This window comes from Pseudanabaena sp. SR411 (genome assembly GCF_002251945.1).
Lineage (GTDB): Bacteria > Cyanobacteriota > Cyanobacteriia > Pseudanabaenales > Pseudanabaenaceae > Pseudanabaena.
Genome location: NZ_NDHW01000075.1, coordinates 22284 through 42937, shown reverse-complemented (window position 1 = coordinate 42937; position 20654 = coordinate 22284). Strand labels below are relative to the sequence as shown.

The 20654-nt window shown below is 42.0% G+C and carries 27 protein-coding genes; 14 read left to right on the top strand and 13 right to left on the bottom strand.

What is annotated here, in order from left to right:
• Positions 1–247: 247 nt before the first annotated feature.
• Together B9G53_RS06665 and recO are read right to left on the bottom strand one after the other, a co-directional pair.
• Entirely contained in the window at positions 248–1645 is a 1398-nt protein-coding gene (locus B9G53_RS06665; protein ID WP_094530435.1) for an MFS transporter, read from the bottom strand.
• Positions 1642–2478 carry a DNA repair protein RecO gene (recO, locus tag B9G53_RS06660; RefSeq protein WP_094530433.1) on the bottom strand — a complete coding sequence of 279 codons (837 nt, stop codon included), beginning with the start codon at positions 2476–2478 and terminating at the stop codon, positions 1642–1644. Before recO ends, B9G53_RS06665 begins: the two co-directional genes overlap by 4 nt.
• A 194-nt stretch (positions 2479–2672) precedes the next feature.
• Here recO and B9G53_RS06655 point away from each other — a divergent pair, with 194 nt between their 5' ends.
• Positions 2673–3173, top strand: coding sequence for a GAF domain-containing protein (locus B9G53_RS06655; protein ID WP_094530446.1), 501 nt, complete (start codon positions 2673–2675; stop codon positions 3171–3173).
• 150 nt (positions 3174–3323) lie between these two features.
• On the opposite strand, the gene B9G53_RS06650 is transcribed toward B9G53_RS06655, so the two are convergent.
• A complete protein-coding gene (locus B9G53_RS06650; RefSeq protein ID WP_094530431.1) occupies positions 3324–4142 on the bottom strand; it encodes an FAD-dependent thymidylate synthase in 819 nt (272 codons plus the stop codon).
• Between the two features lie 528 nt (positions 4143–4670).
• Here B9G53_RS06650 and B9G53_RS06645 point away from each other — a divergent pair.
• The 4 genes from B9G53_RS06645 (at position 4671) to B9G53_RS06630 (ending at position 6516) form a co-directional block, all read left to right on the top strand.
• The gene (locus tag B9G53_RS06645) at positions 4671–4928 is read left to right on the top strand and encodes a CsbD family protein (protein ID WP_094530429.1); all 258 of its coding nucleotides are present in this window, start codon (positions 4671–4673) and stop codon (positions 4926–4928) included.
• Positions 4929–5084: 156 nt separating this feature from the next.
• On the top strand, positions 5085–5570 hold the full coding sequence (locus tag B9G53_RS28410) for a CsbD family protein (RefSeq protein WP_176453125.1): 486 nt from the start codon (positions 5085–5087) through the stop codon (positions 5568–5570).
• A gap of 138 nt (positions 5571–5708) precedes the next feature.
• Positions 5709–5954 (top strand): GlsB/YeaQ/YmgE family stress response membrane protein, encoded by a 246-nt coding sequence (locus B9G53_RS06635; protein WP_094530427.1) that lies wholly within the window; start codon positions 5709–5711, stop codon positions 5952–5954.
• A 91-nt stretch (positions 5955–6045) separates the two neighbouring features.
• Entirely contained in the window at positions 6046–6516 is a 471-nt protein-coding gene (locus tag B9G53_RS06630; RefSeq protein ID WP_094530425.1) for a hypothetical protein, read from the top strand.
• A gap of 69 nt (positions 6517–6585) precedes the next feature.
• Here B9G53_RS06630 and cobI read toward each other — a convergent pair whose 3' ends face one another.
• The 4 genes from cobI to B9G53_RS06610 form a co-directional block, all read right to left on the bottom strand.
• Positions 6586–7290 (bottom strand): precorrin-2 C(20)-methyltransferase, encoded by a 705-nt coding sequence (gene cobI, locus B9G53_RS06625; protein ID WP_176453126.1) that lies wholly within the window; start codon positions 7288–7290, stop codon positions 6586–6588.
• 17 nt (positions 7291–7307) lie between these two features.
• Positions 7308–7937 carry a precorrin-8X methylmutase gene (locus B9G53_RS06620; protein ID WP_094530421.1) on the bottom strand — a complete coding sequence of 210 codons (630 nt, stop codon included), beginning with the start codon at positions 7935–7937 and terminating at the stop codon, positions 7308–7310.
• Between the two features lie 96 nt (positions 7938–8033).
• Positions 8034–8765 carry an SIMPL domain-containing protein gene (locus B9G53_RS06615; RefSeq protein WP_094530419.1) on the bottom strand — a complete coding sequence of 244 codons (732 nt, stop codon included), beginning with the start codon at positions 8763–8765 and terminating at the stop codon, positions 8034–8036.
• A gap of 192 nt (positions 8766–8957) precedes the next feature.
• Positions 8958–10097 carry a metallophosphoesterase gene (locus tag B9G53_RS06610; RefSeq protein WP_094530417.1) on the bottom strand — a complete coding sequence of 380 codons (1140 nt, stop codon included), beginning with the start codon at positions 10095–10097 and terminating at the stop codon, positions 8958–8960.
• Positions 10098–10207: 110 nt separating this feature from the next.
• On the opposite strand from B9G53_RS06610, the gene B9G53_RS06605 reads away from it, so the two are divergent.
• Together B9G53_RS06605 and B9G53_RS06600 are read left to right on the top strand one after the other, a co-directional pair.
• A complete protein-coding gene (locus tag B9G53_RS06605; RefSeq protein WP_094530415.1) occupies positions 10208–10456 on the top strand; it encodes a plasmid stabilization protein in 249 nt (82 codons plus the stop codon).
• Complete coding sequence (locus B9G53_RS06600) at positions 10453–10872, top strand: type II toxin-antitoxin system VapC family toxin (RefSeq protein WP_094530413.1); 420 nt, start codon at positions 10453–10455, stop codon at positions 10870–10872. Before B9G53_RS06605 ends, B9G53_RS06600 begins: the two co-directional genes overlap by 4 nt.
• A gap of 72 nt (positions 10873–10944) precedes the next feature.
• On the opposite strand, the gene B9G53_RS06595 is transcribed toward B9G53_RS06600, so the two are convergent.
• Positions 10945–11517, bottom strand: coding sequence for a helix-turn-helix domain-containing protein (locus tag B9G53_RS06595; RefSeq protein WP_094530411.1), 573 nt, complete (start codon positions 11515–11517; stop codon positions 10945–10947).
• Between the two features lie 73 nt (positions 11518–11590).
• Between B9G53_RS06595 and B9G53_RS06590 the strand changes: the two genes are divergently transcribed.
• The 5 genes from B9G53_RS06590 to B9G53_RS06570 all read left to right on the top strand — a co-directional run bounded on the left by B9G53_RS06590 (position 11591) and on the right by B9G53_RS06570 (position 15649).
• Entirely contained in the window at positions 11591–13309 is a 1719-nt protein-coding gene (locus tag B9G53_RS06590; RefSeq protein WP_094530409.1) for a GUN4 domain-containing protein, read from the top strand.
• Between the two features lie 99 nt (positions 13310–13408).
• The gene (locus B9G53_RS06585) at positions 13409–13642 is read left to right on the top strand and encodes a hypothetical protein (protein WP_094530407.1); all 234 of its coding nucleotides are present in this window, start codon (positions 13409–13411) and stop codon (positions 13640–13642) included.
• The gene (locus B9G53_RS06580; protein WP_094530405.1) at positions 13612–14025 is read left to right on the top strand and encodes a XisH family protein; all 414 of its coding nucleotides are present in this window, start codon (positions 13612–13614) and stop codon (positions 14023–14025) included. The genes B9G53_RS06585 and B9G53_RS06580 overlap by 31 nt, the downstream gene beginning before the upstream one ends.
• The gene (locus B9G53_RS06575; RefSeq protein ID WP_094530403.1) at positions 14013–14348 is read left to right on the top strand and encodes a XisI protein; all 336 of its coding nucleotides are present in this window, start codon (positions 14013–14015) and stop codon (positions 14346–14348) included. The genes B9G53_RS06580 and B9G53_RS06575 overlap by 13 nt, the downstream gene beginning before the upstream one ends.
• A 110-nt stretch (positions 14349–14458) precedes the next feature.
• A complete protein-coding gene (locus tag B9G53_RS06570; protein ID WP_094530400.1) occupies positions 14459–15649 on the top strand; it encodes an EcsC family protein in 1191 nt (396 codons plus the stop codon).
• Between the two features lie 125 nt (positions 15650–15774).
• Here B9G53_RS06570 and B9G53_RS06565 read toward each other — a convergent pair whose 3' ends face one another.
• On the bottom strand, positions 15775–16956 hold the full coding sequence (locus B9G53_RS06565; RefSeq protein WP_094530398.1) for a TRC40/GET3/ArsA family transport-energizing ATPase: 1182 nt from the start codon (positions 16954–16956) through the stop codon (positions 15775–15777).
• 364 nt (positions 16957–17320) lie between these two features.
• Between B9G53_RS06565 and B9G53_RS06560 the strand changes: the two genes are divergently transcribed.
• Both B9G53_RS06560 and B9G53_RS06555 read left to right on the top strand, forming a co-directional pair.
• Positions 17321–17695 carry an Hpt domain-containing protein gene (locus tag B9G53_RS06560; RefSeq protein WP_094530396.1) on the top strand — a complete coding sequence of 125 codons (375 nt, stop codon included), beginning with the start codon at positions 17321–17323 and terminating at the stop codon, positions 17693–17695.
• 8 nt (positions 17696–17703) lie between these two features.
• Complete coding sequence (locus B9G53_RS06555; RefSeq protein ID WP_254923577.1) at positions 17704–18270, top strand: hypothetical protein; 567 nt, start codon at positions 17704–17706, stop codon at positions 18268–18270.
• Between the two features lie 76 nt (positions 18271–18346).
• Here the strand turns inward: B9G53_RS06555 and rpsI are convergent, their stop codons facing one another.
• The 4 genes from rpsI to rplQ all read right to left on the bottom strand — a co-directional run bounded on the left by rpsI (position 18347) and on the right by rplQ (position 20628).
• Entirely contained in the window at positions 18347–18760 is a 414-nt protein-coding gene (rpsI, locus tag B9G53_RS06550; RefSeq protein ID WP_094530392.1) for a 30S ribosomal protein S9, read from the bottom strand.
• A gap of 12 nt (positions 18761–18772) precedes the next feature.
• Complete coding sequence (gene rplM, locus B9G53_RS06545) at positions 18773–19240, bottom strand: 50S ribosomal protein L13 (RefSeq protein ID WP_094530390.1); 468 nt, start codon at positions 19238–19240, stop codon at positions 18773–18775.
• 105 nt (positions 19241–19345) lie between these two features.
• Entirely contained in the window at positions 19346–20185 is an 840-nt protein-coding gene (truA, locus tag B9G53_RS06540; protein ID WP_094530388.1) for a tRNA pseudouridine(38-40) synthase TruA, read from the bottom strand.
• 8 nt (positions 20186–20193) lie between these two features.
• On the bottom strand, positions 20194–20628 hold the full coding sequence (gene rplQ, locus B9G53_RS06535; RefSeq protein ID WP_094530386.1) for a 50S ribosomal protein L17: 435 nt from the start codon (positions 20626–20628) through the stop codon (positions 20194–20196).
• Positions 20629–20654: the final 26 nt, after the last annotated feature.

The window sequence follows — 20654 nt, the reverse complement described above, 5'->3', positions numbered from 1 at the left end:
GCCACGATCCCTAGATGGTCTAGATTCGATACTTTCATCTCTGTATTAATATTTACCTCCTCTTTTTTGATTTTCGATGATTTTGATTTTCGGTAATTATTTTACCCTTCCATTACGAGCGGAATGTAGGCTAGAAAAACAAGGGACTTAATTAAGTCCCTTGTTTTCGTTATAAAACCCAAAAATGTTATGGCGGGCAAAGCCCGCCATAACATTTTTTTTGGATCAATTATTTTGTGTGAGTCCCTTATGACTCAACTAATTGACGTGCAATGTACCAAGTTAAAATGCCTGTCATAATTGCGATCGCACTCAGCGTAAAAATCACCTTCTGCAAGCCAAAATAGGACTCAGCGATTCCTGCTACTGATAAAGGCAAGCTGAGGGCAATATTCACCGCATTATTTTGTAAGCCAAAAACTTTACCGCGTACATCTTCAGGGGTTTCTTCTTGGATCACTGTCTGCATGGGGATGACACATAAGCCTGCAAAAATGCCAGTACCCGCGATCGCAATTAGCCCCAAGCCAAAGCGATCGCTAAAAATCGCTAACATCGACAAAAACACAGACATCCCCACAGAACCGATCAGAGAAAGTGTTTGCCGACTGCAACTATGTCCTAATTTGGCAACGATCGCCGCGCCGATCGCCATGCCTAAACTCGCAACGGCTAACAAAAAACCAAACTGTTCTGATTTAATTTCAGGCATTACCTCGGCTAAACGCACAGCTAATACTGTCAAGGCGGCAATGATCGAAAAAGTGCAAATTAATTGAATCAGTGCTGATAAAGAAGTCTTCTTATGATTGAGATATTGCAAGCCTTCTTTGATGTCATTCCAAAGGTGAAAACTATCACGGTGTAAGTCTTCTTTGGTTTCACCTGTTTTCAATAAAATTAAAATAATCCCTGCGAGTAAATAACTGCCACCCACAAGGATTTCTTGACCGACATTGTGCCAGAGATGATCGGATAGGGCTAAGAGCGGCTCACCAAGTGCAAATCCCAAAATCAAAGCCGCCATAATCGTCGTTGTGTAGAGCGAATTGGCGGCTAATAATTTCGGTTTCTCAACTACGAGTGTAATTGCCGACTGTTCGGCTGGGGTAAAAAACTGCGTAAAGGTTGAGACGAGAAAAGTAATGCACAATAAACCCCAAAAACCTGTTGGTGCGCCCCAAGGTAGCACGCTGTTTTTGGTCACCCAGAGTAATAGAGGAATACTGAGAACTAAAACTCCACGAAAGATATTAGAACTAACTAAAACTGTTTTTTTATTCCAGCGATCGACATATACGCCAGCGATCGATCCAAATAAAATCGCGGGAATGGTAAAAGACACCATGACTGCGGAGACCCAACCGCTAATCGTTTCGCCCTCTTGCTGAAATTGTGTAGAAACGATCGCAATCACGAGTACTAAAAAAATCTTATCGGCAATCTGCGAAAAGACCTGTCCGCTCCACAGCGATAAAAAATTAGGATTGCGAAGCACAGATTTAGAATCGATCGGCAAATCTGGTGTTTCTAGGATTTCGCCATTTAAGATTTCGCCATTGCCATTATTAATGTGAAGATCTGCATGATGATGATCGGGTGGTTCTGGCAGATTAGGTGTAGGTGGATCGAATAAATGGGTCATATATTAAAAAAACAGTTATCAATCAGAGCCGAAGACTGGATTGGTCTATCAAAATGATACTGTGCATAGGCTCGTAACAATCTTTCAACTGCAAGCCAATCTGTTGTATGCGTTTCTAAAATATTATCTGCTAAATCAGTCTGTGCAAGTTCTTGCATAGCAAGAAGTTCAGATGCATTGAGGTAGTGACTAATGCGGTTATACATAGCGTCACTAAGGCTTAGCTCATGGCGATCGCCGTTCGGATTACCGTCATTAGCAAGATCGGTTATTTCGAGATTGATGACACCGCCGCCAACAATACTAAATCCTGCTTTCCATTTTGGCTGGTGGCGATTGGCAACCACTGGGCTTTGGCTAATGCAGCAACTATGCACTTGTGGCGCAAATCCAGCGATCGCCAGCAAATGATAAATGCCATGATTCAAATGTGCCAAAACATTTTGATTTTCAGCTTCCTGAATGCGATTTAGATGCTCGACTAGCACTAAAAAAAGTTCTTCCTGTGGTTGGGCGGATAATGCTTGCATGAGGGCAAGTTCTGATAAATATTGGGCAGCGGTGAGCTTAGCTAGAGTTTTGCCTAAACCCACAAAAGATTGCAACACTTCGGCATTTTTAATCCGATCCATATTGCGCCCCACTGAGACTTGTAAATCATTGACCACAAATAAACCCGATCGCCCCGCCATTGCTGAGCGATGTTTTCTTGCTCCTGCGGCGACGGCTCTGATCAATCCATGTTCCTTGGTGAGAATCGTTAATAGGCGATCGTTTTCCCCCAAGGGCATTCCCTTAAGATTTATTCCTGTGGTGCGATATTCTTTGGGCAATTTGAGACTCTTGGCTAGGTAAATGGATTAAAATAGCGATCGTAAGCAGCTAGGCTCAATTACCGCGCTTTGCGTTGTAAATATAAAACCCCACAACCTGTAGCGGAGACAGCGCTAGAGATTGTGGATCTAGTTCAGTCAATGATTTGTTGCTTTTTCCATCTTTTGCTGATTTAACCATTTTTATTGCCACAATGAATCCTGCCAATCGCGATTTGAGTTCAGTTTTAAGTCGGATTACCAATAAGTTACAACAAGATCAAGTCGTTAGTGACACCCTGCAAAAGCTCAGGGAGCAGCTTGATGTTGATCGCGTGGTTTTGTATTATTTCTATACCCAATGGAAAGGGCAAGTAACCTTTGAATCAATCAGTGATCATAAATATTCGATCATTGGTTCAACAGGAGCTGATGATTGCTTCAATCTAGAATATGCAGCGCTTTATTTAGCGGGACGTATACGTGCTATTGATGATATCGAGCAGGCTCCTATTAGTGATTGTCATCGAGATTTTTTGCGATCGCTACAAGTGCGATCGAATTTAGTTGCACCAGTTTTGATTCACGAAAAATTATGGGGTCTATTAGTTGCCCACCAATGTCAGGATCGAAAAGTCTGGCAGACTGCTGATATTAAATCGATCCATCAATATTCTAGTCATTTGGCAGCCGCATCTTCCATTAGCAGTTACTGATCTCGCCTATAGCCGTTTTGATTTTGCCGTAGGGAAAATCAAAACTTCTTACTCTGATTATTTTTTGTTTTACAAATGAGTAATTACTCATTTGTAAAACGCGATAGTAATGAAGTGCCACACAAGGCGCATCACTTCATTACCCAAAAATCATTTAATCTTATTTCGTTCTAGATCAAATCGATAGGCTTGAAATCCTGTGAAGTTTGCTCTCTTCTCAGAATTAGGAAGCGCACTGGCTACATGCTCAAAGGGAGATAGATGAGCAGGCTTAGAAGTCAATAGGCGATCGTGCAGTTTCACATCATCGGCAAGACTCCGCACCCCATCATGATTGAGATAACTAACCCGCGCACATCGTCCTACCGCCACTTTGACCAATTCGTTAATATCGCTAATTTCGTCAATATCTTCTTGTTTAATTAATGGTAAGTGCCATTCACCTGCGGCTAGCTGTTGGGGTTGACTAACATCATAGGCAGCTTTCATTTTATGAGCTAAAGCTTGAATTTCAGGCTGTGCATCGGGATGACAGCGCTGCTCAAAAAAGTTTTGATATTCTGTTCCTGAACAAATTACGGTAATTGTGGAGAAAGGTTCCAAAAGGCGATTGACTACTTGTTTGTGAATACCAATATGCACTAGTTGTTTAGCATGAAGGATAGCATCGTTTTTGGCTGCTTTCCATACCTCTGTTGCTGCTTGGATTTCATCTTCCGTAACCTCGGTTTGGGCGGACATTCCCTTTTGATTTTTACCCCAATGTAATGGATAGACCTCTTGACTCTCGACGAGTTTGATCATCTTCTCGACGGGAATGGCGCGACTACTGCTGCTATTTTTGCTGAGCATCCGATGGGTCATGAATTCTGAGTGAATCATGCGATGGTAAGTGAGAACAAAAGTAGTCAGGCGATCGCCTGTTAAATTAACGCTATCAGCGATGATGGCGGCTTGGGGTTGAAACATGATACTTAATTCTTAATCTGTATAAGATTGTAGTTTATGGGTGTGGGCATAGCGATTAGCGATCGCTATATCTAAGTAGATAGGCGTAATTAATTACAAACCCGTAAAGTTGCACCCCTGCGGGGATGCAACTTTACGGGTTTTGGGAATTTATTTTGCACAAGTACTTGTTGTCAAAATCTTCGTTGTTACGTTGTGTATCGTAATCAATCAATTCTAACATTTCATTCAATAAATCAAACACGCTTCTGCAAAAGTAGACATCTAAAGACAAATAAAGTTAGTTAAGTAAAACGATTACTTATAAAGTATTTAATTCTATTTGTTTAAGTAGTAGTTTTATTTCTATCAAAATCTTATAGATATAAATAATAATTTTATACCTAGATATATCTAAAACTTATCTCTTTGGGCGGATGAATAATTTTTTCTAATAGTGCATACTGAAATTATTAGAAAAGAAGGCATAAATTAATTTTAATTTTATGTGAATCTACTAATTTTATTAAATAAATTAAGGGCGTATTTATGAGTTTACAAGAAAGAGCTAAAGCTGCTGCCAAAAACGTTGAAGGCAAAATTGAAGAGGCTATCGGCAATATCACTAATGACCCTGAAAAGCAGGCTGAAGGGCAAGCAAAGCAGGTTGAAGCAGATGTTCGCAATGCATCAGAAGATGTCAAAGATAAAGCTAAAGATGTCGCTGATGTCGTCAAAGATAAAGCTAAAAATGTTGCTGACGCTGTAAAAAATAAGGCTAAAGATGCTAAAAATGCTATTGATTAAATTTGACTATCTAAATAATCAAATTTAAAAATATTTGATAGTTTATTTGATTAAACTATCAAATATTTAGCCATAAATTTAGTCGTTACAAGCTATTTTTTAGCTAATAAAATTTTGTAACTATCAATTTTTTAAAGATTCAGTTAAAGAAGCAAAATGATTTCACGATTTTACCGAGCATTAATGACTATTAGTTTAGTTTCATTCTTCTCATTCGCCTTAGTTTTGGGGATTGCTATTGAAAATAGTTCGGCAGCACAGTCATTCAATCAGCAATCTAATTTCCAATATGCACCGATCGCTATAATGGAAAGAGTTAAAGCCACTGCCAAGGATCTTGAAGGTAAAACTCAAGAAGCGATTGGCAATGTCACAGGTGATGCCGAAAATCAAATTATTGGCAAAGCAAAGCAAGCTGAAGCTGACTCTCGGAAAGTGACTGAAAATATCAAGGAAGGGGTGAAATTGCCAGAACGAGTGAAAGCAAATGTCGAAAATCTTGAAGGAAAAACCCAAGAAGCATTTGGTAATTTGACAGGCGATCGCCAAGATCAGATTGTCGGCAAAGCTAAGCAAGTTGAGTCAAAGACTCGCAATTTGATGGAAGATGCGAAAGACAAAGTTAATGGCATTTTTAAATAAGGTTCCTTAATGTCATAACTCTAAAATCTTGTGATCTGGTGAGCAGAAAATCCTGTATTTCACTAGATTTAGATTCGCTATATAGAGGAATCTGGAATAGAAAGCTTACGAACTTAACTAACAAAAGGATGTAATTGTATGAGTTTTATTTGGTTTATTTTGATCGGTCTAGCGGCTGGTTGGCTTGCAGGACAACTGGTTAAAGGCAGTAGCTTTGGCTTGCTAGGAGACATCATTGTTGGTGTCATCGGTGCATTGCTTGGTGGATTCCTGTTTAGCACCTTTGGGGTGTCTACTGGTGGCGGATTACTTGGTAGCCTAATCGTTGCCACGATTGGCGCTGTCGTACTTCTATTTGGTCTACGCCTCATTAAGTCCGCGTAGTTGTTATACCAAAACACAAAAGTGAATTGGTATTAATTGCGATATTTCCCAACAACTAGTCTAACCAATTATTAAGAGTTAAATTAAATTCATGTCTGACGAAAGAGATCAAGAAATCACTAGAAAAGTTACCTCTAATACTAATACTCCTGCGAATGGATACAGCGTTTCGCAAGAACGCACAACTAAAGTCAGAAATGATGGCAGTTCTAGTGCAGTGATTGTTGTTGTTTTACTTTTCTTAGCTATAGGAGGAGGTGCGATCGCCTACTTCCTCAATAACCGTCCTGCGCCAACACCAGTCTTAATACCGAGCGCTGTTGATACTGTGAAAGAAAACAAATCCACAATTATCGAGCGGAACAACACAACTATCAGAGAGGTGAGTCCCGCATCACCTCAACCGACACCCACAGTTCAGATTAATGTTCCTGCGGCAACCGTCCAGCCTCAACCTGTAGCTCCAGCACCAGCTCCAGCCGTAACCGTAACTGCGACTCCAACGCCAGTTGCCACTCCAAAGGCTGCAACTCCTACCCCAACAACTTCTCCCAATAATTAGTTGTTACATCGCGTTCCTCTATATGATAAAACGCAATAAAAAGAAGCCGTGCAATGCGCGGCTTCTTTTTTATTGGGGATTTGTTTGACTGGGAATCATCACGATCGCCCAATAGGGAACTTCATCAGCAACGACTGAGGCGATCGCCTTAATCGTTTGATTGGGCATCGTGGCGCGTTCAATATATAAGGCGCGAGAAAATAATCCTAATTCTTCTAAAACTGCTTTTACTTTCGCGAAATGTCTACCTAATTTGATAATAATCGCCGCATCGGCAACGGCTAGGCGATCGCGTAGGATATCTGCTTCTAAAGTAGCAGGCATAATGCTCAGCACATCATTACGGAATGTCAGGGGCGCACCCAACATCGCCGCACTGGCAAACGTGGAAGATATACCTGGAACTACTTCTGTATGAAATCTAGTCGCAAGGCGATTAAATATATACATAAATGAGCCGTAAAGCATGGGATCACCTTCACAAAGTACCGCTACATCACGACCTGCTTCTAAATGTTCCGCAATTTTTTCTGCCCCAATGTCGTAATAGGGTTGCGAGGAGCGTTCCACACTAAAGGGAAGTGGCATTGGCACTTCTATTTGCTCAGGACGAATAAAGTCAGCGACGATCGCCCTTGCTAAGACTTTGCCGCTTTCCATCGTGGGATAGGCAATCACAGGAACGGAAGTCAAAATACGATGGGCTTTAATGGTTAATAACTCTGGATCACCAGGGCCAATTCCTAAACCATAAAGACTTCCTTTTTTGTTAATTACTTCTTCAACTGTGTTCATAGCTCATTCTCCATCGCTAATGCATTCAAGGCTGCGGCTGCCATTGCGCTCCCCCCACGCCGACCATGAATAGTCAAAAAGGGAACACCACGGCTATTTTCCGCCAAAGCCGCCTTTGATTCGATCGCACCGACAAAACCAACAGGGAATCCTAGTATAACGGCTGGTTTGGGCAAACCTTGATCAAGTAGCTCCAATAAACGAAATAAGGCTGTGGGCGCATTGCCGATCGCAATGATCGATCCCTCAATATGCGATCGCCATAGTTCGATAGCGGCGGCTGATCGCGTATTGCCAATTTGCTTAGCGAGTTCAAGCACTTCAGGCTCATTCAAAGTGCAAATTACAGAATTATTGACTGGCAGACGCTTGCGGGTAACTCCATTAGCAACCATTTGTGCGTCACAGAGGATCTTTGCGCCATTTTTTAAGGCTGCTCTACCAATTTTCACAACATCTTCAGAATAAGCAAGATCGCTGACAATATCCGTCATCCCGCAGGCATGAATTAAGCGCACTGCGACTACTTCTAAGTCTGGTGGCAAGATTGATAAATTTGCCTCGGCACGAATAGTGGCAAAGGATTTTTGATAAATGGCGTTGCCATCACGGATATAGTCAAGCATGAAATTGGTTAAGGGGATCTTAATAATAAACCGTAGCGCGGCAAAGCAGCGCTACGGTTTATATTGTGCCGCCCGCATAGCGGGCGGTACAACAATTTAATAAGTAATTTGTAAAGTGACTGAAGCTTCGACTTTCTGCTCACCACCTAAAATCGGGATGGAGCTAGCCGCATCTTTGGCAAATGAAGCCCGTGGCTGTGCAACTGGATAGGCGATCGCCGAGTCACTAATGTTAATCGTCTTAATGGTTTTTGGGGTAAAACCTAAGGCACTTAATACAGTATTTGATTGAGTTTGAGCATCTTTAATCGCGTCTTGAAGTGCGAGTTGCTTGGCAGCATTTAATTCGGCATCACTAGCAATAAAGCTAATCTGCTCAACTTGATTTGCCCCCGAATTAACCGCAGCATCAAGGACTGCACCCGCTTGATCGAGAGACACCAAGAAACTTACACTAGTTTGTCCAGTGAAACCATCTTGGCGTTGGCGATTATTTTCATAGACATACTTGGGACTGAGTTGAACACTGGTAGTTTGCAACTTCTCAACATTTAACTGTTGTAAGCGAGAAACGATGCTATTAGCTTGACGAGCAACTTCTTCTTGAACAGCGATCGCGGTTTTTCCTTCCACATTTACTCCTAGCTGAATACGAGCCTTAGTGGTTTTGACGGAGCGTTCACCACGTCCTGTAACCGTGAGAACCCGCTCATTTTTGACTTCAGAATATTTCGCCGAAGTTTCTTGCGCTTTTGCAGAAGGAGCAATCGCCGCTACCGAGGGAATACAAAAAGCAAGACTGAGAACGAATGTAGTTAAGTGACGCATATGCTTATCCTTACGAACCTTTATTTCATGATATTTTTATTTCTTCTGTTTTGAAGATATCACCTGAATTAAACAGGATTCATCACGGTTTCATTTTCAGCAACGACAATATTGTATGTTCCCGATTACAGCACTTTACACTTAAATCTTCTTGAGTTATCTCATAGTGTTACGCGGCAAAGCCGCGCAACACTATGAGATCTTGATATCGCGGCGGGTAATCCGCCCATTGGGAGCGTCAATATAGCGCGGCAACGTACTTTGATCGACAACTTTTAGCGTATCCATATCGTAAGTTGTGTAAATAGTTTCTGAAGTTTCTAACTTAATATCGATTACAGTCACAGTGCGATTTGGGGCAAGATCGCCACTTAATAATCGTCGAGGTCCATCGCCCAAAACTCCCGCGTGCAGCAGTTCCAATTTGCCTTTATGAGCAGGATAATAAGCGTGATGATGTCCACTGATGTAAGTATGCACATTATATTTTTCTAATAAGGCTCTCAGGCGATCGGCTTCATTTAAATAATTTCCACCTGTTTCTCTACCTCTAGCGACCGCATAAAGAGGCAAATGCCCGATCGCGATCCGTAGTTTCGCTTTTTGAGCAACTTCACTGGCAAGACTTTTTTCGACCCATTCCAATTGTTCTGGGGGAATCGTGGCTGTGGAGGCATCCCACACTAAACAAAAAATATCATCCTGTTGGAAAGTGTAATAGAAGGGGAATTCTGCACGATCAACAAAGTTCAAATTCGGATCATGTTTGGGATCATTCCAATATTTCTTGGCAGCATTGCGATCGCCTTCAAAGGAGAACTTGCCATTGTAAACAGAACCAGATCCATCATGATTACCAATCGTAAAACCAAAGGGCAGTTTCGCCTTGCGAATAGGCGCACCAATATACTTCTCAAAGCCTTGCCACATCGCCGCAATTTCACCGTCGTTCAGATCATTGCTTTGTCCAGCCACCATGTCACCACCACATAAAACTAAGTCAGGCTCCCAAGCTGGCAGAAAGGCGATCGCTTGTTTAACCTGATCAATATAATCCGTGGAACCATAGGCACTATTGAGATCACTAATCACCACAATTCGCATATCACCTCGCGCAGGTGCATATAAACCTTTGGGCGCAGGATTAGGCGATCTCTTGACAGTTGATATAGATTTGACTGGTTTCGGATTATTGGCTATCGGGGCTTGCGGATTTGTGGGGGCGATCGCTTCAGGTTGACGGCTCAAGATTCCTGAAAATGCAGCACCGCCAATCCCACCACCAATTGCCAATCCACCTAATATCAATAACTGCCGCCGTTTGATTGCCATAGGAAATTAATTATCTACTTGCTGCAATATTTTATAGCTTATATAGCGATCTCTAGGTTTAATGGTGATGGATCTAGTGCTATCATTGATATCAATAATTGATTGCAAAGATGGCTAATATTACGATTCGGAATTTAGATGATGCACTCAAGGCAAAACTGCGGGTTAGAGCTGCGCGGTTAGGTCGTTCTATGGAAGAAGAAGTGCGCGTTATTCTCAAAAATGTGCTTGCTCAAGAAGATGTACCCAAGAGTCTTGGTGAATCTATCCATCAGCGCTTTGCAGATTTAGGTGGATTTGACTTTCCCCAAGTTGAGAGAGAACCGATTCGCGATCGCAACTTATTCGAGGATTTATGATTATTCTCGATACAAATGTGCTTTCAGAGTTTATGAGAGCAGTTCCCAATCCTGCGGTTATGGATTGGATCGGGCAGCAAGTTTCATCAGAAATCTTTGTCACGACAATTACACAGGCAGAGATGTATTACGGGCTGGCTCTATTACCTATGGGAAAACGCCGTAGTGATATGGAAAGGGCTGTGCAGCAAATGTTTGAACAAGATTTTCAAGAAAGAATTTTATCTTTTGATAGTGCGGCGGCTCTGGAATATGCAAAGTTAGCCTCATTTAGGAGACAAATTGGTAAGCCGATCGCTCAAGCTGATGCTCAAATTGCGGCGATCGCTCTTTCTAAAAAAGCCATATTAGCAACTCGTAATATTGCAGATTTTTGCGACTGTCAGCTTACTTTAGTCAACCCTTGGGAGATTTGAAAAGTTAAATGACTGAGATAGGTCTATCACCTTTTCTATGCCTAAATTTTTGCTTGATATCATTATCCAAATCTACAAATCACATTGCTTGAGAGCATTTTCTACTTCTTGAAGAAAGTGCTGATATTCCAAACTTGTTTGTGGCAAGGTGATATCCGATCGCCAATGAATTTCCACGCCTTCACGAATTTGGATACGCAGCCATTGACTAGAAACTTGACTAGAAAATATTTTGGGGTTGTCATTTTCTAAGTTTTTTGACCGAGTATCAGGCTGTGCAGCACTGAGATTAAATTCAATACCGCCTGTGAGCATTGCTTCTAAGTCGGCATTAGTTTTATGTTTAGCGATCGCCTGAATTACGGCTACGGTAAATCCTTCAGTCAAGAGTCGCCGACAAACTAAAAGTTGTAATAAATGTCGTTGGTTATAAAAGGCATATTTCCCTTCACGAATCGGGGCATCTAGTACGCCTTGGTTGGTGTAATAACGAATTAATCGGGGTGTGATTTCTTCCGATAGTTTAGCATTTAATTTGGCATTGGGTTTCAGCGCAGGCAAAACTTGGGGCAGCATTTCATTAGCGGCGATCACCAATTCTTCGAGTGTCCATTGTTTATCTAAGCTAATCTGTAAGTTAATCATGCAAGATCATATTGACAAAATAATATGTCAATGACAGTATATATTAAAATCTCCTCTTGGTAGGCTGAAGGTCATGGTTAATTGGCATAAGGTTAAAGAAAAGGTATGGGAGTTCGGCGGCAAAGTCCTTGGTGGGGTCGCAGAATCCCTTGGGTTATCCTTTGGTAAAAAAGTATTTGGCATTGCGCCGCACAGTGGGGGATCGAATCATGACAGCGCGATCGCCACCGCCCTCAGTAGCAATAGCATCGCCATGAAAGCATTTGCTGATGCTCAAAATAGTTTGGTGGCAGTGCAAGCAGAGCAGAATAAGCTGCAAAAGGCGGGGCTGGTGTTGAATGCGATCGCTCTAGCTCAGAAAGCACAGTTAGCACAAAAGGAACGGGAACTCAAAGAAAAACTCTGTGAAATCACTTGCAATCTGCAACGGGAATTACAAAAAAATGAGTTCCAAAATCGTGGTGAATTGCAAGCTGTGCAAATCCAAGCTAAATGGGATGAGAAAGAACTACCAACCATTTTTAGTCGCCGAGAATTAACAGACATTTTTGCTCAAAAATCTGATTTTCCCTTGTTTATCTGTTCCAAAATTCAAATCACCGAGGGTTCGCCAAAATACTTTCAGACAGAACTTGCTGCGGAAGTAGAAAGCAAAATGCTAACCTTTGCCAATTCAACTTTTAGGCGAGATGTGCGTTTTTATAGCCGCTTTTTTAAAGATCGAGATGTCTTTGATGTCAATGCTGAACAATTAAAAACTATCCTTCCTGACACGCCTTGTGTGATGAGTTTTAGTAAGCTGACCCGCAGTAATGTCCATTTCCATTACAAGCTGTGGGGTAGTCAGATTGCGGAGATTTTTCATGGACATTTTGATTTGGAATTTTCTTGGCGCGAGGAATTTTTGCAGCCTTTGCTAGATTCTGTGGGCGAAGTGAGCGATCATGATTTGGATAATATTTATGAAATGATTGGCGATTGGTTGACGGCTTTGCAGAAGTTGATCGCTACATTTTTGATGGATCTCTATGCGATCGTTGATGGTGATAATCCTTTCTATATTCCCAAACTAGATCGCGTCAATGTGGGTTTGCCTGAAGCGGTGCGAGAAAAGTATATTCAGCCCTATTTCGAGATTTTGGAGAAAATTCAAAAGGAACGCATTGATGCTTTTAATGAAGCACTGCGCTGGCAACAGGAAGAAGTAGAACGACAACGTCAAGAGGAGTTGCGGAGGTCACGAAAAGAAAAAGTACGCATCGAATTGGAACGGCAACGTTTAGTTGGGTTTCAATCGCAGAGAGGTATGGAAGCGGCATATCGAAAACTAGATATACTACTGACAGAGCAAAAATGGCGTAAGGCGGATGAGCTAACCAGAGAAATAATACTCAAATTAGCAAACTGTAATTCTCGTGGGTACTTAAACTGTTGGGATATTGATCATAATGATTTTCCTCGTCAAGATTTACGAACCATTGATCTACTATGGGTTAATCACAGTAATGGCAAGTTTGGCTTTAGTGTCCAGAGAGAACTTTATTTGGACTGTTGCCAAGGCAAAATTGATCATTACGGTTATGAGACATGGAAGCAATTTGCCAGAAAAACTGGCTGGCATAATCCTGATACTAATTATTGGGCGATGTATGACTCTACTATAAAAGACAATAGAACATTTCCTCATGCCAGCTTGCCTGCTGTATGGGAATGTGTAGAAGCGGGTCTGTCTTGTAGTTCAAAGATGAGTCTAGGTGGTAGATTATCTGTCGAATTCTTCTTTCTCATATAATTGAAGCCCAACTGACAATAGAAGCAGTGACAGATTTAGCCATCTTGGAGAGACAATTCTTGCCTAAAAGCCGCAACAACTCATCCATGTTTTTGGGCAATGCAAACCGTAACCATTGGTTCAGGTGTAGCCAAAGTCGCTCAATCGGTAAAAATTGCCCTAATATTAAAGACGGATGGACGCTTGCAAAGAGCCAAGATCTCCGACTTTCTGTGTGAATTCACAGATGTTTTTACCAGAGAAGAAAAAGTCGGAGATCTGAACTTTACACAGAGATTTATGATGCTTAATCAACTAAAACTATGGCAAAAGACCTATTCCATCAATCTGTAAAAACAGCCCTAATCAAAGACGGATGGACAATTACCCATGATCCGCTTTATTTGAATATTGCTGAAGTTGAAATTTATATTGATATTGGTGCAGAACAACTATTCGCCGCAGAAAAAGACAAAAATAAAATCGCAGTGGAAGTTAAAACTTTTTTAAATCCATCGGCTATTTCTGAATTTCACACAGTTCTAGGTCAATGTCTCAATTACCGTCTAGCCTTAAAATTAGAAGATAGCGATCTCCTCTTATACTTAGCAATCCCAGACACAGCTTGGAATACATTCTTTCGGCGTGAATTTGCTAAACTAGCTATAGCTGAATATCAACTAAAGCTGATTATTTTTGATGTATCAGAGGAGGTTATTGTGCAATGGTATCCCTAGAAACCTATCGAGATATAGTCCAGCAGATCCTCACAGAATATAGTACGCACCAACCTGCCTATGGTGACGTAGAGATGGAATTGATTTTTGATCATCAGCGCGATCGCTATCAACTGGTCTGCACTGGCTGGAGTCAAAAACGCCGCATTTATGGTTCTCTAATTCATATCGATCTTAAAGACGATAAAATCTGGATTCAAAGCGATGGAACAGAAGTCGGTATCGCTAACTTACTAGTAGACAAAGGCATCCCGAAACAAAATATTGTATTAGCCTACCAATCCCCTAACGTGCGAAAGTTTACGGAGTTTGCACTAGTTTAAGGGACTAGAGTATGAAGCGCTAAATTACTGACACTTGTTTAGGCGATCGCGTTATCATTAAAGATAAATAGCTAAAAAAATTCTAGCGAAAATACAATAAGAAAATCAAGATGACAACTGAGCCTATTGACGACCCTGACCCTATAGAAGAAATTCCGAACATAGATTCTGCAATTACTACCCCTATAGCCAATCAGAAGCAAGGAAGATGGGGGAAAGTATTTGGAGCAGTTTCTGGAGTCGCAGGATCGGTAGGTAATGCAGTTAGTGGTTCCATTGTTGTGGCAGGAGATTCCATTGGCAATGCCGCAGGAGCAGTTGGTGGGGCGGTTGGCGCATTGTCTAAAAACGTTGGTGGAGCAGTAGTTGGCGGAATCTCGACAGCAACCAGTACCACAGGACAGGCGATCAATGCGATCGGGAGTAGTTTTGTGGTTAAAAAAGTTGCTCAAACCTTCAAGGCTGATTGGTTACTGCAAATACTAGATCAAATTGATGTTAGCAAGGCGGAAGCTGAGGTAAAGCGACTCCAACAAAAGTATCCCAACAATTCAGCCAATCAAATCGCCCAAAAGATTATCAAACAAAAAGCATTAATTTCTGGAGCAACTGGATTTGCGACATCGATAGTCCCTGGGGCGGCGGCTATATTTTTTGCAGGCGATCTCATTGCCACAACTACACTTCAAGCCGAAATGGTCTATCAAATTGCTAGTGCCTATGGAATGGATCTTCAGGATTCGACCAGAAAAGGTGAAGTTGCCGCAGTATTTGGCTTGGCTTTTGGTGGCAAAATGGCAATCAAAGCAGGGTTAGGAATGCTTAGAAATATTCCCATCGCAGGCTCAGTGATTGCCGTAAGCTCTAATGCAGTGATGCTTTATACATTGGGTCAGGCGAGTTGCGCGTTTTATGAAGCCAAGCTCAATCCTGTCAACTTTGAGGAGCAGCTAGAAGCAATTCAGAAAGATAGTGAGGAGATCTTAAAAAGTGCCATTCCACAGGAAGAAATCATCGATCAGATTCTTGTCCATGTAATCTTGGCTGGAAATCAAGGCAAAACCAAGGAAGAGATTGTAAATGATTTGAGAGCTGCTAACCTCAAATCTGAGTCGATCAATGCGATCGCCAGTTACATAGATTCACCACTTCCTCTGGAAATTTTGATCAACGACATCAAACCAGAGTTTGCCTTATCTCTGTTTGTCCAGTGTCAGAAATTTGTCATGCTAGATGGGATTGTAACGCCTGAAGAAGCAGAATTAATCAAAATAATCGAGCAAAAATTGGGAAAGATTTAGCAAAAATGTTGCTCCCTTATCCCCGAAAAAGTTAGTGGTGTGCGGCAAAGCTGCACACCACTAACTTTTTACTTTACAACACCTATTCTTTCAGTGGGAAGAGAGTAGGCGATCGCCTAAATTGTCTATACAGGAGTAGAAAAGCGGATCTTTAGATAATCATCTTCCATCTTTGCACCAGCGGTTTGGAGAACCGATAGAGCTTGCGGCAATACTAAATTGCGGCGATGATTGCCAATGCGGATGTTTAGCTCATCACCAGTCTTCGTTAACTCGATCTTTTCTTTGGGGACACCTGGCAAATACAACTCTAAACGATACTGCTTGTTTTCTTCCACCACCCGCATTGTATTTTCTTTGTAATAGACCTGCGAAGGATCTTCATCACCATATAAAGTCTCTTTTAAGCGCTCTAGGGCAGCAATCCCACACATCTCTTCAGCATAAAGTGGAATCTGCTTGATCGGCAGAGGATGGAAATCACGATGAATTTGCTCGCAATATTGCTTCTGATTGTCTTTCCACGCCTTAAAGAATGGATCTTGCACTTCTTCAGGAATAATCCGATTGGCAATCACCATATCTGTGGCAACATTGTAGAGACTGAGATAGGAATGCGCTCTCAAGGACTCATTGATCACCATCTTTTCAGGATTAGTTACCAGTCGGACAGTTGTGGTGGTATTGTCCGTGAGAATTTTTTCTAAAGCTTCTAATTCTTCATAGAACTCATAGGGAGCATCCATCACTTCTTTGTTGGGCAATGAGAAGCCAGTTACCCGCTTAAAAATAGGCTCAAATACAGGACTCAGAACCTGAGCCATCCCCTGTAATGGTTTATAAAACTTCCGCATATACCAACCTGCTACTTCTGGTAAAGAAAGCAGGCGGAGGGCTGTACCCGTAGGTGCAGAGTCAATTACTAATACGTCATATTCCTTTTCATCATAGTGACGCTTCACACGCACTAAACCAAAAATCTCATCCATTCCTGGTAAGATGGCTAATTCTTCAGCCTGAACACCCTCCAAACCCCTTGCTTGGAGAACTTCACTAATATAACGCTTGACCGCACCCCAGTTTCCTTCTAGCTCCCTTAATGCATCTAACTCCGCTCCCCAGAGATTGGGTCGGACTTCTTTAGGATCATGCCCCAACTCGACCATAAAGCTATCGGCAAGAGAGTGAGCAGGATCGGTACTCAAGACTAAAGTTTTATAACCCAATTCAGCACAGCGTAAACCTGTGGCTGCGGCGACAGAAGTTTTGCCAACTCCGCCTTTTCCTGTCATTAAAATGATACGCATGGTCGATATGACTCGTCTTGTTTAAATTTTGATGAGATTAGGCTTGACAAGGCTAAGCACTGCCAAATCTAATAAATTTTGGATAAATAGTTGACTTTGCAAATCTTTACAATTGCTTCTCATTCTAACATCGATATCGCGATCGCCTAAAATGCTTTTGAATTGCTTTTTTTAGTTAAGTACCTGTGCAGAATAAATTACCCAAACCCGTAAGTTTGCGACCCTGCGGGTCGCAAACTTACGGGTTTGGGTTTGTAATTAATTATGCTCATCTACTTACTGGATTTTTGGATTGTATACATGGTAGTTTAGCCAGATACAAGCTTAAATTAGCTAAGTTAATCGCTGTAAGGCTTTTATCTATATGAATCAACAACCAGACTCACCTGTTAACTTAGAACAACTTAATCAAATATCAGAGGGAGATATCGAGTTTGAGATTGAAGTTTTACAGGTTTATGTTGAAGATGTCTCACAGCGTATTGAAACAATTCGTGATGCAGTTATTAGAAATGATTGGTCAAAAATTATGGGTGAAGCCCATCACCTAAAAGGTTCTAGTGCAAATGTGGGAGCTTTGCAAATCCAGACCTTGGCAGGACAACTTGAGAAACTAGATCAAGGTCAAGATCAGGAAAGAGCTATAGAACTTATTAATGATATGTTCGGAAAAATACAGGCTGTGGAGTTATTTATTCACGAAAAATTAGCCACTTTGTCAGTCCAGAAAAAAATTTAATCTTAGCCATGGATAATATAGTTTTAAGAACTATAAACTTTATGACCAGTAAGCAATGGCGATCGCTTGCCAATATTTTTTTAATTTGTGTAATTTGCCTTGGGATAACCTTCACTAACACCCTTGCTCCAAAAGTTTCCGCAGCAAGTGAGCTTTCTTCAACTCAGATCATCGAGCGCTTTGAGATTATCAAAAACAAAATGGCAAAACTAAGATTTTGCTATAACGAAAGCTGTTTTTATCGCAACGTTACCAGTAAAGTTATCCCACCTAATGATAAAAATCCCCATTACACTGGTGAAATATCTGCGGCAGTCGAGCGTCCATCCTCAAGTCCAGATCTCGCCGATTATCATTTTGCCTATATAGACGATCGCTGGCAACTAGTTAAAGGTGAAGAGTTTACCGATGTTGCTGACTATGTGTTTATAGGCGATCGCTACGAAATCTACAGCGTTCATAACAGCCATACTTTGCGCGGCAATTTAGACAAAGCCAAAGAAGACGGTGGCATCAAGTCGGGATACCTGCCGCTTTACTATGAAGTTTTAGATCATGGCATTGAAAAAACATAGGATAGCGCTTCGCGCTATCCTATGTTTCAAATAAAAAAAGCCTCGCATTGCGAGGCTTTTTTTGTGAGGTAAATGATTACCGTTTCGAGTATTGAGGAGCTTTACGAGCTTTCTTAAGCCCGTATTTCTTACGCTCCTTACAACGAGGATCACGGGTCATATAGCCTTCAACCTTGAGAGGCTTACGGTTTTCGGGAGCAAGTTCACATAATGCACGAGCAACACCCAAGCGAATTGCATCAGCTTGACCAGTGACACCACCACCATGGGCATTGACCAAAACATCGTACTCATTTTCCAAGCCCAAGGTTTCTAGAGGAGCCTTTACACCTGAGATATAGCTAGGATTGAACTGCAAATACAGATCACCTGGCTTACCATTGATCACGATTTTGCCTTCACCTGGGACGAGGCGTACACGAGCGATCGCTCTTTTACGACGACCAGTTCCCCAGTAAACAGCACGATTAGAACGTTCAGTATCTGACATCTGTGATTTCTCCTACTTCAGCGATGGAATGGTGTTGATGACCAAGGTTTCAGGCTGTTGCGCCTCATGGGGATGGCTAGCGCCCTTATAAACCTTGAGCTTAGTGAAAAGCTGACGACCGAGGGTATTCTTTGGCAACATACCTTTAATGGCAGTTTCAAGAATACGTTCAGGCACACGCGCAATTACTTTGTCAAAGGTCTCTTCCTTCATCCCACCTGGGCGACCAGAATGTCTTCTGTATAGCTTTTGGGTGGATTTTTTGCCAGTTACAGCAATTTTTTCGGCGTTGATCACAACGACGAAATCACCAGTATCTAGATGGGGTGTATAGATGGGCTTATTTTTGCCGCGTAGGATTACCGCGATCGCGCTAGCAAGTCTTCCTAGGCGCTGACCTTCCGCATCAATGACATACCATTTGCGATCAGGATCTTTTGGTAGGTAGCTTTTATTGGGAGTAAGTGTAGTTGTAGTCATTAGTTTCTCTACAAACGAGATTTATCTATGATATTTATCTGGAAAATATATTTGGGAAATATATTTATCAAACTTTTTAGTTTGGGACAGGTTAGCTTTTAAAATTCAGACCAAGTTAAGTACATGGCTATCATTTAAACCTAGCGTTTGCTTGCGCGATGCGAATTCCGCAAATGGGTTATCGACATAGCCGATCGCCAATAGGCACAATCCTTGTGGGGGAGCAGCATACTTAACTTCAATACGACGTTTTTCTTGCCAAATGCTCGTAAAGGCTTCGACACTCAGACGCGAACGCCCCACATCGACTAATTGCCCTACTAACAGGCGAATCATGCCGTACAAAAAGCCACTTGCTTGGACTTCCACATGGACAAAATCTCCATCTCGCCAACATAGGGCTTCTTGAAGCTCAAGGCGACTATGGGGACGACTTGAACCTGCTCTCTGAAATGCTGCCATGTCTTGCTCACCTAACATCGGCTGCAAGGCTTGATGGATCAGCTTTTCATCAAGGTGATCGTGGTAGTAGTGCCAGCTAAACGGCTTTACAAACAGATTCGGAATTGCTGCGGTGTAAATCGTGTAACGATAACGCCGCCATGTCGCCGAAAATCTTGCGTGCCAGTCGCTTGCTACTTCCGTTGATCCACAGATCAAAATCCCTTCAGGCAAATAACTATTAAGTACCTTTGCCCAACGTTGGGGAGGGATCATGCTTGACGTATCAAAATGCGCTACTTGAGCCGCAGCATGAACGCCTGTATCTGTTCTGCCTGCACTATGCAAAACGGTTGGTTTTCCGCAAATCTTAGCGATCGCTTCTTCAATCGTTTGCTGCACACTGGGATGATTTGGCTGCCTTTGCCACCCATAAAAGTATGTACCTAAGTATTGAATAACTAAAGCAATACGATGGGGAGACTCAGAATCAGCAGAGAACATCTTGATGCTTACACAAGTTGCAAGATCGCCATTTCAGCATTGTCACCACGACGGCTAACTGTGCGAACGATACGGGTATAACCACCATTACGCTCAGCATAGCGATCCTTTGCTTGGGTGAACAACAAGTCAACCAAGGTAGTTACGCGCTCTTCTTCGGGTAATTGCTCTTGTTTAGTTTTGGTCTGAGGACGATCGCTAACGGGTTCGCCATCTTTAACCGAAATATCGTATAGGTAGGAGATCGCTTGACGACGAGCGTGCAGCGAACCATCTTTAGCAAGGGTGATCATGTGATCAACGCTGCTACGAACGGCATCAGCCTTAGCTCTGGTGGTCTTAATTTCGCCTCTGAGGATTAGCTCAGTGGTCAAAGCCCGTAGGAGAGCTTTGCGCTGATCGGCAGCCTTGTTAAGCTGGGGGGTTTTACAACGGTGACGCATAGGTGTGTACTAGATGGATATGAAAC

What these genes read in the sequence shown, in the direction of transcription:
- B9G53_RS06585 (WP_094530407.1), top strand. Translation starts at nt 13,409, where the DNA reads ATGCAAACCGTAACCATTGGTTCAGGTGTAGCCAAAGTCGCTCAATCG.
- B9G53_RS06635 (WP_094530427.1), top strand. Translation starts at nt 5,709, where the DNA reads ATGAGTTTTATTTGGTTTATTTTGATCGGTCTAGCGGCTGGTTGGCTT.
- B9G53_RS06555 (WP_254923577.1), top strand. Translation starts at nt 17,704, where the DNA reads ATGGATAATATAGTTTTAAGAACTATAAACTTTATGACCAGTAAGCAA.
- B9G53_RS06590 (WP_094530409.1), top strand. Translation starts at nt 11,591, where the DNA reads ATGGTTAATTGGCATAAGGTTAAAGAAAAGGTATGGGAGTTCGGCGGC.
- B9G53_RS06655 (WP_094530446.1), top strand. Translation starts at nt 2,673, where the DNA reads ATGAATCCTGCCAATCGCGATTTGAGTTCAGTTTTAAGTCGGATTACC.
- B9G53_RS06610 (WP_094530417.1), bottom strand. Translation starts at nt 10,097, where the DNA reads ATGGCAATCAAACGGCGGCAGTTATTGATATTAGGTGGATTGGCAATT.
- B9G53_RS06565 (WP_094530398.1), bottom strand. Translation starts at nt 16,956, where the DNA reads ATGCGTATCATTTTAATGACAGGAAAAGGCGGAGTTGGCAAAACTTCT.
- B9G53_RS06630 (WP_094530425.1), top strand. Translation starts at nt 6,046, where the DNA reads ATGTCTGACGAAAGAGATCAAGAAATCACTAGAAAAGTTACCTCTAAT.
- B9G53_RS06620 (WP_094530421.1), bottom strand. Translation starts at nt 7,937, where the DNA reads ATGCTTGACTATATCCGTGATGGCAACGCCATTTATCAAAAATCCTTT.
- B9G53_RS06600 (WP_094530413.1), top strand. Translation starts at nt 10,453, where the DNA reads ATGATTATTCTCGATACAAATGTGCTTTCAGAGTTTATGAGAGCAGTT.
- truA (WP_094530388.1), bottom strand. Translation starts at nt 20,185, where the DNA reads ATGTTCTCTGCTGATTCTGAGTCTCCCCATCGTATTGCTTTAGTTATT.
- rplM (WP_094530390.1), bottom strand. Translation starts at nt 19,240, where the DNA reads ATGACTACAACTACACTTACTCCCAATAAAAGCTACCTACCAAAAGAT.
- B9G53_RS06580 (WP_094530405.1), top strand. Translation starts at nt 13,612, where the DNA reads ATGGCAAAAGACCTATTCCATCAATCTGTAAAAACAGCCCTAATCAAA.
- B9G53_RS28410 (WP_176453125.1), top strand. Translation starts at nt 5,085, where the DNA reads ATGATTTCACGATTTTACCGAGCATTAATGACTATTAGTTTAGTTTCA.
- rplQ (WP_094530386.1), bottom strand. Translation starts at nt 20,628, where the DNA reads ATGCGTCACCGTTGTAAAACCCCCCAGCTTAACAAGGCTGCCGATCAG.
- B9G53_RS06595 (WP_094530411.1), bottom strand. Translation starts at nt 11,517, where the DNA reads ATGATTAACTTACAGATTAGCTTAGATAAACAATGGACACTCGAAGAA.
- B9G53_RS06665 (WP_094530435.1), bottom strand. Translation starts at nt 1,645, where the DNA reads ATGACCCATTTATTCGATCCACCTACACCTAATCTGCCAGAACCACCC.
- B9G53_RS06560 (WP_094530396.1), top strand. Translation starts at nt 17,321, where the DNA reads ATGAATCAACAACCAGACTCACCTGTTAACTTAGAACAACTTAATCAA.
- B9G53_RS06605 (WP_094530415.1), top strand. Translation starts at nt 10,208, where the DNA reads ATGGCTAATATTACGATTCGGAATTTAGATGATGCACTCAAGGCAAAA.
- B9G53_RS06615 (WP_094530419.1), bottom strand. Translation starts at nt 8,765, where the DNA reads ATGCGTCACTTAACTACATTCGTTCTCAGTCTTGCTTTTTGTATTCCC.
- B9G53_RS06575 (WP_094530403.1), top strand. Translation starts at nt 14,013, where the DNA reads ATGGTATCCCTAGAAACCTATCGAGATATAGTCCAGCAGATCCTCACA.
- B9G53_RS06570 (WP_094530400.1), top strand. Translation starts at nt 14,459, where the DNA reads ATGACAACTGAGCCTATTGACGACCCTGACCCTATAGAAGAAATTCCG.
- B9G53_RS06650 (WP_094530431.1), bottom strand. Translation starts at nt 4,142, where the DNA reads ATGTTTCAACCCCAAGCCGCCATCATCGCTGATAGCGTTAATTTAACA.
- B9G53_RS06645 (WP_094530429.1), top strand. Translation starts at nt 4,671, where the DNA reads ATGAGTTTACAAGAAAGAGCTAAAGCTGCTGCCAAAAACGTTGAAGGC.
- rpsI (WP_094530392.1), bottom strand. Translation starts at nt 18,760, where the DNA reads ATGTCAGATACTGAACGTTCTAATCGTGCTGTTTACTGGGGAACTGGT.